This is a genomic window from Peribacillus sp. YIM B13477 (assembly GCF_042787955.1).
Taxonomy (GTDB): domain Bacteria; phylum Bacillota; class Bacilli; order Bacillales; family DSM-1321; genus Peribacillus; species Peribacillus frigoritolerans.
On record NZ_JBHZPD010000001.1, the window covers coordinates 86264 to 100309 of the forward strand.

A 14046-nucleotide genomic window follows, 5' to 3' on the forward strand; every position below is an offset into this window, starting at 1 on the left:
CGTGCGGAGTTTGAATAAGTCCGATCAGAAATTTTTCCTCGTTCGAGAGGATGTCCTTCCCGAAGCGATGAAAAAAACGCTGGATGCAAAAGAAATGATTGAACGGGGAAAAGCGGAATCAGTTTGGGAAGCGGTACAGCGAGTGGACCTAAGCAGGAGTGCTTTTTACAAATACCGTGACACGGTTTTTCCGTTTCATACAGTTGTTAAGGAAAAGCTGATTACACTGTTCTTCTATCTTGAAGATCGTTCTGGTACTCTATCGGAGCTTTTACGGCTCGTCGCCTCATCCGGTTGCAACATCATGACCATCCACCAAACGATTCCTTTACAGGGACGTGCAAATGTCACCCTATCCCTGAATACGGGTGGGATGACGATGGATATTAATGAACTGCTCACTAAACTGCGTAAAATGGAGTTCGTCGAAAAAGTCGAAATCATTGGTAACGGCGCATGAAAACAGCCTGTACATTACACATGTACAGGCTGTCAGTTTGTAGACAAAAGGTTCCCAAACCTTTTCCAACTGATACTGAACAAAAAAGTTTGCCTATTCGTTTCATGCGGTGCAGACCGTAATGGATTTCTGTTGGGGACGATAGTATCTCCGCGAAATAATCCGGAAGCTTTCATTAAAATGCAATAGTAAATCTGTTCAAACAGGTGACCGTCCGCGGAAAGCGAGGTCAACGTTTAAAAACATAAAATAGCCTGAAGACAAACTCATTTATTATCGGGTTTGTCTTCAGGCTGTTTTCATTTGTAAGAGGAAATTAACGATTAACTATTGTAAAAAATCAGAAAATGGCATAACATAAACAATAGATTTTCCGTGAAAAGGAGTTTATAATATGACAGCGAAAATTGCATTTCTTGGACCAAAAGCAACGTTCACGGATTTAGCTGTATCGCGACTATTTCCTAATGATATAAAAATACCGATGAACACGATTCCGGACTGCCTTGATGCTGTTCGGGACGGGGAAGTGAATCACGCGCTCGTGCCGATCGAGAATGCTTTAGAGGGTTCGGTAAATATAACGATGGATTACTTAGTCCATGAAGTCACATTGCCGATGAAAGGCGAAGTGACGATTCCAATCCAACAGCATTATATGGTGCACCCGGATCATGCATATCCTGGTTTCAAACCTGACATGGTTTATTCGCATTCCCATGCCATCGCTCAATGCCGCAAATTCCTACATAATGAGCTAAGGGGCATTCCGTATGAGTATGTCACATCCACAGCAGCCGCTGCGAAGATGGTGATGGAGAATCCCGATATCAATATTGCGGCGATTGCGAATGATATGGCTGCGGAGGAGTACGGTTTGACGATTGCCAAACAAAATATTCACGATTACGAACATAATCACACCAAGTTTATCGTCGTATCCAACAGTGAAGTCGACTATGAAGGGCATTTGACCGTTGAAGGGGACAAGAAAACGACCTTGATGATTCAGCTGCCTGCCGACCACTCAGGGCAGCTGCACCAAGTCCTTTCCGCTTTTTCCTGGAGGAAACTTAACCTTTCCAAGATTGAATCAAGACCAATGAAAACAGGATTGGGCAATTACTTCTTCATCATCGACATCGAAATGTCCCTTGACGATGTCCTCATTCCAGGAGCGATCTCTGAGCTCGAGGCCTTAGGATGTACGGTATCGATCATGGGAAGCTATTCATGCTTTAAAGTCCAAACTGGTGTACCGCAACGATGAATGTTAAAAGCTGAGTACGATGAATAAGAAGGGTGCCCCGGAATTATTTCCGGGGCATTTTTTGTGTTCGTTAATATTTGTATTTCCCTTGTGTACAAGTTCCTAAAATGGTGGGCTGTCATTTGATGAAATATATAGCAATAGGCAGGTTTATTGGATTTTGGGAAGATGGCGAAGTTTTTCATGATAAAAAGTGCCTATGATTCTGGATGGAAAACAAACACCGATTGTGCTGAAAGCAAATACAATAAGTAAATCTCGGTGGGCCACATGTGGAACTGACAATACATATTTTGAAAACTAATTCAGTGGATGCACCTTTTTTATCAAAAATGCAGAGAGAGGGTTGTGGTCAGCAGAGATGGATAATCAATTCAAAGAAACTTTCGGTTCTTGGATTCAAGCGATAGGAACTGTCATTTCTGCTATAGCGGGTACACCCTCCCATGTCTTGGACGAAGAATTTCGTAAGAACTTGGATTTGATTGGAAATGAACTTCAAGCAACAGGAAATGCCTTATTGGCCGACGCGGAAGAAACCTGGTCCCTGGATAAATTCGGGAATATAATACAGGCAATCGGGAATTCGACTGTTATCTTAGGCCTAGTCATTGACTTTGATGAAATAACGAAACAGGAATTAATCATCAAAGGCAATCTGATTCAAGCGTTGGGAGGAGGAACCGCTTTGGCGGGGGCATACGAAAATCCGGATGAACCGGAACAGGCCTTCAATGCTACGGGAAATTTGTTGCAGGCGATTGGGAATTCGATGCAAGCGATGGGTGGAATTGCCGAACTTAAAAATAGCATTCTAGAAAAAGACCAAGATAAGGATCAAGAACAAGAAGAACAAGATAAGGAGCAGGAACAGCAAAAATATCAATATCCTAATTTGGAAGAGAAGCCATCTGATGCAGAATTAATCCAAGTGATGGGGGGATGGGTACAGGCGGTCGGTTCCGTCATTAGCCTTATAGGGCAGTTGAGAAGTAACGAAGATGAAAACTCCGGGAATGGAAGCTCAAATGAAAGCAATTCCAATGATGAGTGAGCATGAGAGTCCATAAAAAAAATCCTCAAAAGCCCTATCTTTTGAGGATTTTTCGTTCATTCAATCGACTAAAATGCCAGCATCCCTCAAAGCGCACTCCGCTTCGTCGAGCAGTTCTTCAGATGATGCGCTCAGTGTATGGAGATGGATGCCGCTCGTTAGTTCCGATAAAAACGATGCATTCGTTGCCGTCACCCTTGAAAGGAATTGCTGGACCTCCTTACGGCTGCTGACCATGATGGAAGCGGTTAGGTCGCCGTATACGGGGTGCTCGATTTTGACATCTTTCACCGTGATGCCGATATCCACTAGTAAATATAGTTCTTCCTGGGTCCGGGAAGGATCGTGCTGGCAAGCAATGATCCTTTCCGGCTTCTGCGCGCTCCCCGTTTGCAGGTACAGATAGCCTTGGCTTGTGGCAATGATAGGTTCATTCCGCGCTTTCAGGAGGGTTATGTCACCAACGATAACCTGCCGGCTTACATTCGTTATTTGCGAAAGCTCGCTGCCCGTTACAGGCTCCGTGCTTGTTTGCAATAAATGTAAGAGTTTCGTCCGTCTTTCTTCCCCAAGTAATTTCTTTCTTTCCATAAACATTCACCTCTTTAATTACAAACATTCTAACACAGATTGGAGGGTTTTATCGAATGGAAGCAATTCCTTCGATGCAGTCCGCCAACTTGTGAATGTCGTCGGCCGTCGTGTTTTTGCCAAAGGAAAAGCGGACGAATTGATGTGCTTCATCTTCGCTTTTTCCAATGGCCATCATCGTTTTTGAAGGATCCTGTTTACCGATTTGGCAGGCGCTTCCCGTCGAAACGGCGAATCCTTTCTGGTTTAATTCCAGCATGATGTACTGTCCTTGCAATCCAGCGAAGGTCAGCGCCAGTATGTGAGGCAATTGCTCGTATTTTGCTTCGATGATTTGAAAATCGATTTTCCTTTCCGTCAGCCGTTGAATCAATTGCGTCCTAAGTGCGGAAATCCGTTTTCGTTCATCATCCATGATGTCGCCCAATTTCTTAGCAGCGGTCACGAAGGAAGCTATCGCGGGGACGTCCACTGTTCCTGGTCTGAAACCATATTCATGTGTGATATTCGGTACCGAAGCCTTCAACTGATGGATGGCCGGGAAAATGACGGCCCCAGTCCCTTTTGGACCATAAACTTTATGACTGGAAACGGATAGTCCATCACATGAGGCGGCTATCTTGCCAAGCGGTAATTTAGCAAATGATTGGACGCAATCCACATGAAAAAAAGCCTGGTGTTTTCGAACGATTTCACTTATTTGCTCAATGGGTTGAATGACCCCGATTTCCGAATTCACATGTTGGACAATGACTAAGCATGTTCTCTCCGACATGCATTCCTGCAGATGTTCAATATCAACACGGCCATCTTTCAAATGCCGTAAATAAGTAACCTCGAAGCCATCTTGTTCAAGCTTTTCGACGAAATTGGCAAGAGATGCATGTTCAGTCCGGCTTACAATCAAGTGGTTCTGCCAGGATGGTTTCGAAGCGATGAAAGTATCTATCGCAAGCATGTTGCTTTCTGATCCGCCGCTCGTAAAGATGATTCCTTCCTTTTTTATGTTCAGCATTTCTGCGAGTTGCTGCCGTGACATATCCAATAAACGTGCCGCTTCAGAGCCAATATCATGCAAACTGCTCGCATTCCCGAAAAACTTCCGGGATGCTTGGCTGAATACGTCAAGAGCCTCCTCATCAATCGGAGTTGTAGCGGCGTAATCCAAATAAATCAAGAAATCACTTCCATCCTTTAATCTTAAAAAACTCTTGATAATAGTTTAATAATATGTAAATATAGTTGTCAAGACACCTGTCATAAACAGGAGGAATGAAATAATGGTAAAAGCGGATATCATCGTGATAGGCAGTGGGATTGCTGCCTTGAAAACGGCATTGGAAGCAAGTGAACATAAGCATGTGATACTCATCACAAAATCAAATATCCGTCATGGTAATTCTTATTTAGCCCAGGGCGGGATTGCTGCTGCAATATCTGATCGTGATCGAGTATCCTTTCATAAAAAAGATACGCTGGCGGCTGGTCAGCGATATAACAAGGTGAAGGCAGTGGAAAAACTCGTTGAAGAGGCACCTTCGGTTATAGCTGAACTTATTGCTTCGGGTATGCGATTTGACCGAGATGATGACGGAACTTTATTGCTCGGCATGGAGGGGGCCCACAGTGAACGAAGAATCCTCCATAGTCACGGGGATGCTACCGGAAAGTACATGATGGAACATCTTATAGGCTGCTTGAAAAAATCATCGGTTACTGTGATGGAGAATGTTGCTGCAGTGGAGTTGATCATCGGGAAAGATGATTCTTGCATAGGCGTCAAAACACTTGATAAGGCAGGGGAACTTGTTGCCTATCACGCGGAACGGACGGTTTTGGCAACAGGCGGCTGTGGTTCCCTATACCATTTCACTTCAAATTCACAAACGGTTTCAGGTGATGGGATCGCACTTGCATTCAAGGCCGGTGCAAAAGTGCGTGACATGGAATTCATACAATTCCATCCGACCCTGCTTTTTGTGAATGGCAAAGTGAAAGGGCTGGTTTCAGAAGCGGTTCGCGGGGATGGTGCGAGATTAGTGACGGAAATGGGAAAGCCGATCATGGAGGATGTCCATAGCTTGAAGGATCTAGCACCAAGGCATATTGTTGCACAGACGATTTTTACTTATTTGCAGCGCGGTGAAAAGGTATTTTTGGATATTTCGATGATCAAGGATTTTAAAAATCGTTTTCCGACAGTGAGCTCATTATGCGAAAAAAGCGGGCTGGACCTTCAATTGGGGAAAATCCCGGTTGCACCTGGAAACCATTTTCTAATGGGAGGGATTGATGTGGATGAATCGGGGCAAACCTCTGTACCCTCTTTGTATGCAGTTGGTGAAGTGGCATGCACTGGTGTACATGGTGCAAACCGATTGGCAAGCAACTCCCTTCTCGAAGGATTGGTTTTTGGAAATACGCTTGGCCGTTTCCTTGCTAAAGTGCCGGCAAGGTCGATACCGCAAGAAAAAGAGCAGTCCAAGAGTTCCAGTCAAATTTCCTTTCTACCTGAACTCACGACATTGCAGGAAAAATTAATGAACGAAGCGGGAATCGTTCGAAATGAAGCGGGTTTAACTCGACTGAAGGATTATCTTGAGACATTTAATATCGAAAAATTGCTGCAAATGGAAGTGACGGCATTACCGATACAGGAAATAACGAAAATCAATGCCATCATCGTGGCGTGGCTGATTGCCGAATCCGCATTGACCAGAACCGAAAGCAGGGGCGGTCATTTCCGCAGTGACTATCCTAACGAAGATGACACCCAATGGCTTGAAAATTCGGTTATCCTTGCTTGCACGGATGTAAAAAACCGAGTGAAAGGGAGACGACTATATGAATATATTGAAGCTTAAGCAGATGCTGCAACAATTTTTAATGGAAGATATAGGGGAATGCGATGTAACGAGTGATACGATTTTTGATCAAGGTGAACAAGGTACTTTGACATTCATCGCAAAAGAAGGCGGGGTCTTCAGTGGAGGGGACGTCATCAAGACGGGATTTGCATTGCTGGATGAGCAAATCGAGGTTTTCCTTTTTGTTCAAGATGGCGAAGTTTTCGAAGAAGGACAGCAGCTTGCAAAAATGACCGGCGATATGGCCTCCCTTTTAAAAGGGGAACGGGTCGTTTTAAATTTGGTGCAGCGTATGTCCGGAATTGCGACACAGGCTCAAAAAGCTGCCATGATATTAGCGGGGACGAAGACGAGAGCTTGTGATACGAGAAAAACCACACCGGGCCTGCGGATGCTGGAAAAATATGCGGTCCGTTCCGGCGGGGCATTCAATCACCGATATGGTCTGTATGATGCAGTCATGATAAAGGACAACCATATTTCTTTCGCTGGGTCCATAACGAAAGCGGTTCAAACGGTAAAATCCAAACTGGGACATACCACTAAAGTGGAAGTGGAAACGGAATCACCACAGCAGGTGCTTGAAGCAGTGGAAGCCGGTGCGGATATCATCATGTTCGATAACCGGAGCCCCGAAGAAATCAAGAAACTGATCAAATTGGTTCCCGCCCACATCATTACTGAAGCTTCTGGAGGAATCCATTTAGACAATCTAGCCTCATATCGGGAAACAGGGGTAGATTATATTTCGTTGGGCAGCTTGACGCACAGTGTCAGGGCACTTGATATCAGCGCAAAGGTCAAAGAGCAGGAGGGGATATTGAAATGAACATATTGGAGATGGCTAAAACAGCAGGAAATACATTGCCTGAAAAGTATAAAACGATGACAAAGGAAGAGATGGAGAATCGGGTCCATGACATCAAGAAACGACTGGGGAACCGTCTTTATATCCCAGGTCATCATTATCAACGGGAGGAAGTCATTCAATTTTCGGATTCAACGGGGGATTCACTTCAATTGGCCCAGCTTTCCGCGCAAAATCGTGAAGCGGATTATATTGTGTTTTGCGGCGTGCATTTCATGGCTGAAACAGCGGATATTTTGACGGAAGAAGGGCAGACGGTTATCCTTCCTGATATGCGTGCAGGCTGCTCCATGGCGGATATGGCCGATATTGAACAAACGGAACGGGCGTGGACAAAGCTTCAGGATCTTTTTGGCGATACGATCCTTCCGCTAACTTATGTGAATTCAACTGCGGCCATCAAAGCTTTTGTAGGGAAAAATGGCGGGGCGACGGTGACGTCTTCCAATGCACAAGGGATGGTCTCGTGGGCCCTCTCGCAAAAAGAAAGAATCCTTTTTCTTCCCGATCAGCATCTTGGGAGGAATACCGCCTTTGACCTTGGAATCCCATTGAATGAAATGGCTGTCTGGGACCCGCATAAGGATGAATTGATCTATGAAGGGGAACTGGAAGATCTGAAGGTACTTCTTTGGAAAGGACATTGTTCAGTCCATGAAAATTTCACTACGGCGAATATTGAAACGCTTAGAGCGGAGCAACCTGAAATGAATATCATCGTTCATCCCGAATGCCGCCGTGAGGTAGTCGCCCTGTCAGATTACGCGGGTTCGACATCGTACATCATAAACATGATTGAAAAAGCCGAACCAGATAGTTCTTGGGCAATAGGCACGGAAATGAACCTTGTCAAGCGTCTTATCGCCAATAATCCTGACAAGAACATCATCTCATTAAATCCGAATATGTGTCCATGTCTTACAATGAACCGGATTGATCTGCCTCACCTGCTATGGGCGCTTGAATCCATTGAAGAAGGTATCATCATCAATCCGATAAAAGTGGAGAAGAACATTGCGGATAATGCCATCCTAGCATTAAACAGAATGCTGGAGCGCGTTTGAGTCAGTGCAAAAGACTTTGAATCATGAGAAATAGAGGGGTGGAACACCCGTTCAGTCGGTCAGCCTAATGAGGATTGAATGGTCTTATCCCGAATGCAATTTTATCATGGGATTATTGCCATGATTTTAAAACAAGACAGTAATCCACGTGTATTGTTACTGTTTTAACTGAAACTCACAGGTTTGCGACTCTCCTGCCGAATAACTGGCTAGCCGAGGCACTTGCGTCGAGGAGGCTTGGCAGACAGTCGGCGGAAAGGGAGCGGATTTCTGAAATCGAATATAATTTTCACCATGAAAAAGGAGACAAACTCGCTTTTCTTCGAATTTGTCTCAGTCTGAAAGGGGGTTAAACTCCCCCTTTTTTTATGTTTTGAAACAAGTAGAACTTTTAAAGGTTATTCGCTTTAAAAGTATTGCCTTCATTCATATCACCGGATTTAAATCCTTTATTGAACCACCGTTTTCTTTGTTCGGATGTACCGTGCGTGAAGCTGTCTGGAACCACGTACCCCTGTGCCTTTTTTTGGATACGGTCATCTCCCACACCACTTGCTGCATTCAAGGCTTCCTCAAGATCGCCTTCTTCAAGCAAATTCTCTCCTTGGACATGATGTGCCCAAACTCCAGCCAAATAATCGGCCTGTAATTCAAGACGGACAGAATACCTATTATATTCAGTCTCGCTGACCTTTGACCGATCGGGCATTTCCTTCTCCGTTGTCCCTAAAAGTGTCTGAACATGATGTCCGACCTCGTGGGCAATGACATAGGCCATGGCGAAATCCCCGGGTGCCTGGAATTCTCGCTTCAACTCTTGATAAAAGCTTAGATCAATATATAGTTTCATGTCACCAGGACAATAAAATGGCCCTACCGAAGAAGCTGCCATCCCGCATGCCGATTCGACACTGCCTGAATACATGACAAGTGTAGGTTCCCTATATTCCAGTCCATTTTTACGGAATTCTTTTGTCCAGACCTGTTCCGTTTCTGCAAGGACGACAGATACGAACTGCGCAAGCTCCTTCTCTTCATCCGTTTCGACATAAGAGCTGCCATTGTTCGGTTCAGTAGAATTCAAGCTGCCCAGCAAATCACTTGGATTACCGCCAAGGAGCGTCACGATCAAGACAATTACCAATCCGACCCCACCGCCGATTCCTGCCATGCCTTTTCCGGTCATCCCTCTTTTGTCCTCGACATTCGAGCTGCCCTGTCTACCTTTCCATTTCATTATTATTCCCCCTAGGAATGTAAGATAAGTACCTGAAGACAAAGCCTTAGGCCATTTACTTTCTTATACCCGTATTTCCCTAAGTTTAGACAGAAGCTTGAAAGAAGCATTTCAGAACATAACTAAAAAACCATTGCCTCCTCTCTAGGATGAATGCAATGGAATCTCCTTTTTTAAGATGTCATATCATTTATTTCTTCTCCAAAAAAGTAGCTTCCATGTCCCTAAATCATTGAACCAATCATAAAAGTCATTTTTCACGCATAAGTTTTCATGATAAAAATAATAGCATTTCACCCACTGCTTCATAGAATATATGGACATATGCACAGGAGGGGTTAACAGCGTGAAAATTCATATAGTCCAAAAAGGCGATACACTTTGGAAACTGGCCAAAAAATACGGCGTCAGTTTTGAAGAACTTAAAAAAGTTAACGCGCAATTGAGCAACCCGGACATGATGATGCCCGGAATGAAAATTAAAATTCCAGGGACATCCGGAGCTGTAATAAAAGAAACGGGTAAACCAAACGTGAATATTCAGCCGGGAATGAAAGAATCCCAAATTCAACCGTATCAGCCTCAGCAAGCACCAATGAAAGAGCAGCAAATCATGCAAAAGCCGGCTGTAAAAGAACAGCCGAAATTTCAACAGCCCGTAAAAGAGCAGCCAAAATTTCAACAACCGGTAAAAGAACAGCCGAAATTTCAACAACCGGTGAAAGAACAGCCAAAATTTCAACAGCCCGTTAAAGAGCAACCGAAATTTCAACAGCCTGTAAAAGAGCAACCAATCGTTCAAAAACCAAAAAAAGAGCAGCAAATCATTCAGCCAAAGCCTATCATTAAAGAAAAGCAAAAAGTCGTTCCAAAAGAAATGCCGGTGCCTATGCCGGTAATTCCGGAGATCGATGTCAATAATTATTATATGGTCAACATGACTAATATGAGTGTGCAAAAGCCTCCTGCACCACCGCCTTTACCAAAGAAAAAAGAAGAGCCTGCAGTCACTAAAAAGAAGAAGAAAAAGCCAGCTGTACAGTCAGCTCAGGATGAGCCGGTGGATGATTGTATTCCAGTAACGCCAATCTTGCCTGGAAGCGGCTATTGCATTCAACCGCCACCGTGGGCGCATATGCACATGCAAGGCATGCAAGCCCCATACCAAGGCGTTCAAGGGTATCAGGGGGCTCCGGAAATGCATGGTTATCAAATGATGGAAGAGAGCTCTGATATTTGGGGAGAATCTCCTGACATGGAAATGATGGATCATGGATTTGTCCAAGGGGCGAGCATGAATGCACCAAGCCAGCAATATTATCCATATCAAGCCTCCGCACCGGTTCCGCACCATTATTATGGAGGGATGAATCAACAACCTCAAGCAGGTTCATATATGCAACAAGATTATGAGTCACCAGGCGAATCACCTTCCTACAATCAAAACTTCCCTCAGTTTTCACAGACTGCCGGTGAGGAAGAGAAAGATTGCGGCTGTAATAAGGGGCTACTTGGAACTTATGGTCCGGAAGTGAAGGGACAGTATCAAGGGAACCAAGGGATGGATGCCAATGCACATAACCATCCGGATTATCACCAATATCAATCCGTTCAATCACATCAACAGGCCCCATACCCAGGGATGTCACCTAACGAGTCTCAGATGGGAATGGATATGCAATATCAATTTGATGATGAGTCAGAAGAATCAGATGGATTCATGATGATGAGCGGCCAAAACGGAGGCCAGCCAGGCATGATGATGGGCGGCCAAAACGGAGGCCAGCCAGGCATGATGATGGGCGGCCAAAACGGAGGTCAGCCACCAGGCATGATGATGGGCGGCCAAAACGGAGGTCAGCCACCAGGCATGATGATGGGCGGCCAAAACGGAGGCCAGCCAGGCATGATGATGGGCGGCCAAAACGGAGGTCAGCCAGGCATGATGATGGGCGGCCAAAACGGAGGCCAGCCACCAGGCATGATGATGGGCGACCAAAACGGAGGTCAGCCAGGCATGATGATGGGCGGCCAAAACGGAGGTCAGCCGGACATGATGATGGGCGGCCAAAACGGAGGCCAGCCAGGCATGATGATGGGCGGCCAAAACGGAGGCCAGCCAGGCATGATGATGGGCGGCCAAAACGGAGGTCAGCCGGACATGATGATGGGCGGCCAAAACGGAGGTCAGCCGGACATGATGATGGGCGGTCAAAACGGAGGCCAGCCGGACATGATGATGGGCGGTCAAAACGGAGGCCAGCCAGGCATAAAGGAGATGCAAATAGGAGGTCCTCCAGGGATGATGGGCAGCCAAAACGGAGGCCAGCCAGGCATGATGATGGGTGGCCAAAACGGAGGTCAGCCACCAGGCATGATGATGGGTGGCCAAAACGGAGGTCAGCCACCAGGCATGATGATGGGCGGCCAAAACGGAGGTCAGCCACCAGGCATGATGATGGGCGGCCAAAACGGAGGTCAGCCACCAGGCATGATGATGGGCGGCCAAAACGGAGGTCAGCCAGGCATGATGTTGGGTGGTCAAAACGGAGGTCAACCAGGAATGATGGGTAGCCAAAATGGAGGCCAGCCGTGGATGATGGGCGGTCAAAACGGAGGTCAGCCAGGCATGATGTTGGGTGGTCAAAACGGAGGTCAACCAGGAATGATGGGTAGCCAAAATGGAGGCCAGCCGTGGATGATGGGCGGTCAAAACGGAGGTCAGCCAGGCATGATGGGCGGCCAAAATGGAGGCCAGCCGTGGATGATGGACGGCCAGAACGGAGGTCAACCAGGGATGATGCCGGGACAATTTGGCGGTCAGCCGGACATGATGCGCGGACAGCTTGGGGGGCAACCTGAAGCTATGTTACCTGGACAAATGGGAGGCCAGCCAGGCCAATTCGGGGGCGTGCGTGCACCTGAAACATTTGGGATACCGACATATGTAGATGAAAGCGATGACTACTAATCATCAAGGAGACAGTGTTTTTAACACTCGTCTCCTCTCTTATTTAAATCGTAAGCCAAAGAATGTCCACCATATCCAAAGCAGTGTCTATTTAATAACTTTTGAAAAAGGTCATTCAATGATCCTTAAAGGGTTTGACAGTTTTGAAAAATGGGATCGACAAAGAGAACTGACTTCTTTATTAAAACAAAAGGGATTTCATCAAACGTATTATATTCATCAGAATTTAATGCCCTTTCAATTTAAAGGGAAGTGGTATGGCAGTATGGACTATTTTCCGCCGAACAAGAAAAAATTCAGGTTTTCCAATGATAAGGACCGCTTAGAAGGCATTCAGTTACTGGAAAGCTTCCATGATGTGTCGGAAAATCTCTCCATTAACGCGCCTGTGTTCAATCAATCAAAAAAGTGGAAAGAACGCTTATCACTTTTTAAAAAGAACTTTTCTTATGTTCGCCAATATGTTTCCGAAGATATTATCAAGGAATGGATTAGATGGGGGGAATGGTCGCTAGAGGGGTTTGATAAATATCAGTCTTTATGGGATAAGGAAAAGAAAGTCATCATTCATGGTGATTGTGCCCACCATAATTTCTTGCGGAGAGCGGACGGTATTTTGACTTTAATCGATTTTGATTTAATGGCAAATGCCCCGAGGTGCATTGATTATTTACAGTACGCAAATCGAATTTCGCCACATTTGGAAGATGCGGCCAACGAGCTGTGGGAAGTGCCGCAATTGCAAAGGTATCAGTCAGACCTAGCCTTTTTATATGCTTTAACTTACCCTACCGATATCTTCCGTGAATGGAATCGTCTTAATAAAAGTTCTTCCCAGCTTCATTCGGTCTGGAAAATGACAGTGGAAGGTTATTCGGAGCGGATGGAGATGAATGAAAAATTGGCGAAAAGGATTTCTTCCCTTATTAGGAATTAAAACGGGTTTTTGGCCGTATCTTACAGAGTACATTTCCCGTTCGACACCCATGCTAATTATGAGCGGAATATAGCTCATTCTATTGCAATGGGAGGGTTATTGGTGCAGAAAATAAAATGGGCACAGCCGCTTTGTACGGTATTGGCCGCCGTCAGTTTGGTTGGATGTGCTAATAATGATACAGCGGAAAATGAAAATATCACGAATGATACAGGGTACCATGAAAAAGATGCATTGGTGCGAAACATCAATTATGAGAATATGGTGCATGGTTTATACAATAAAGATGATGCGTACAGTAAGAGTGACCGTAACTACCATGGACATGAAAGTAAGCCGCTAAAGGCAAAATCATCTTATTATAATTCTTATGAAGGCACTTTAGCCGACAGAGTAAATGGTGTCGCCAATAAAGTGGAGCCGGTTAGCGATGCCAGGACAATCATCATGCAAGATGAAATGCTGGTAGCCTTGCTGCTTGATGACTACAGCCAAGCAAATGATGTTAAACAGAGAATCAAGAAGGAGATCGGACCGCTTACCAATGGCCGTACCCTATATGTAACCACCGATGAAGGTGTCTATTTCAGGACGATGACACTTGATAACAATCTTCGGGATGGAGATACGAGGGAAATGATCATTTTGGATGCCAATGACATGTTTGATAACCTAAACATCCACGAAAATCACTTAAAATAATTTGTGGGCTGACCCGACTTGGAGT

12 protein-coding genes are annotated in these 14046 nt (G+C 45.2%); 9 read left to right on the forward strand and 3 right to left on the reverse strand.

Translation table 11 applies throughout. The annotated features are described in order from the left end of the window. The first annotated feature begins 10 nt into the window (after positions 1-10). From ACFX4H_RS00440 to ACFX4H_RS00450, 3 genes are all read left to right on the forward strand, one after another. Positions 11-460, forward strand: coding sequence for an ACT domain-containing protein (locus ACFX4H_RS00440; protein ID WP_034308837.1), 450 nt, complete (start codon positions 11-13; stop codon positions 458-460). Positions 461-854: 394 nt separating this feature from the next. Next, positions 855-1730, forward strand: a complete 876-nt coding sequence (gene pheA, locus ACFX4H_RS00445; RefSeq protein ID WP_191928849.1) for a prephenate dehydratase — start codon at positions 855-857, stop codon at positions 1728-1730. 361 nt (positions 1731-2091) lie between these two features. Next, on the forward strand, positions 2092-2784 hold the full coding sequence (locus ACFX4H_RS00450; protein WP_328138574.1) for a DUF6944 family repetitive protein: 693 nt from the start codon (positions 2092-2094) through the stop codon (positions 2782-2784). A 60-nt stretch (positions 2785-2844) separates the two neighbouring features. Here the strand turns inward: ACFX4H_RS00450 and ACFX4H_RS00455 are convergent, their stop codons facing one another. Together ACFX4H_RS00455 and ACFX4H_RS00460 are read right to left on the reverse strand one after the other, a co-directional pair. Then, positions 2845-3375, reverse strand: a complete 531-nt coding sequence (locus ACFX4H_RS00455; RefSeq protein ID WP_034308830.1) for a transcription repressor NadR — start codon at positions 3373-3375, stop codon at positions 2845-2847. Positions 3376-3424: 49 nt separating this feature from the next. Further along, positions 3425-4552, reverse strand: coding sequence for an IscS subfamily cysteine desulfurase (locus tag ACFX4H_RS00460; protein ID WP_241634750.1), 1128 nt, complete (start codon positions 4550-4552; stop codon positions 3425-3427). 103 nt (positions 4553-4655) lie between these two features. Between ACFX4H_RS00460 and nadB the strand changes: the two genes are divergently transcribed. The 3 genes from nadB to nadA are packed head-to-tail and all read left to right on the forward strand — an operon-like array spanning position 4656 to position 8174. Next, positions 4656-6239, forward strand: a complete 1584-nt coding sequence (gene nadB, locus ACFX4H_RS00465; RefSeq protein ID WP_377433430.1) for an L-aspartate oxidase — start codon at positions 4656-4658, stop codon at positions 6237-6239. Next, positions 6220-7071 carry a carboxylating nicotinate-nucleotide diphosphorylase gene (gene nadC / locus ACFX4H_RS00470; RefSeq protein ID WP_377433433.1) on the forward strand — a complete coding sequence of 284 codons (852 nt, stop codon included), beginning with the start codon at positions 6220-6222 and terminating at the stop codon, positions 7069-7071. Before nadB ends, nadC begins: the two co-directional genes overlap by 20 nt. Next, positions 7068-8174: a quinolinate synthase NadA gene (gene nadA, locus ACFX4H_RS00475; RefSeq protein ID WP_377433435.1), complete on the forward strand. Its 1107-nt coding sequence runs from the start codon at positions 7068-7070 to the stop codon at positions 8172-8174. Before nadC ends, nadA begins: the two co-directional genes overlap by 4 nt. A gap of 391 nt (positions 8175-8565) precedes the next feature. On the opposite strand, the gene ypfJ is transcribed toward nadA, so the two are convergent. Further along, positions 8566-9411, reverse strand: a complete 846-nt coding sequence (gene ypfJ / locus ACFX4H_RS00480; protein ID WP_063590517.1) for a KPN_02809 family neutral zinc metallopeptidase — start codon at positions 9409-9411, stop codon at positions 8566-8568. A 346-nt stretch (positions 9412-9757) separates the two neighbouring features. Here ypfJ and safA point away from each other — a divergent pair, with 346 nt between their 5' ends. The 3 genes from safA to ACFX4H_RS00495 all read left to right on the forward strand — a co-directional run bounded on the left by safA (position 9758) and on the right by ACFX4H_RS00495 (position 14021). Then, positions 9758-12382: a SafA/ExsA family spore coat assembly protein gene (safA, locus tag ACFX4H_RS26800; protein WP_483878262.1), complete on the forward strand. Its 2625-nt coding sequence runs from the start codon at positions 9758-9760 to the stop codon at positions 12380-12382. Next, positions 12372-13319, forward strand: coding sequence for a phosphotransferase (locus ACFX4H_RS00490; RefSeq protein WP_249599222.1), 948 nt, complete (start codon positions 12372-12374; stop codon positions 13317-13319). Before safA ends, ACFX4H_RS00490 begins: the two co-directional genes overlap by 11 nt. 102 nt (positions 13320-13421) lie before the next feature. Next, positions 13422-14021, forward strand: a complete 600-nt coding sequence (locus ACFX4H_RS00495) for a YhcN/YlaJ family sporulation lipoprotein (RefSeq protein ID WP_249599223.1) — start codon at positions 13422-13424, stop codon at positions 14019-14021. Positions 14022-14046: the final 25 nt, after the last annotated feature.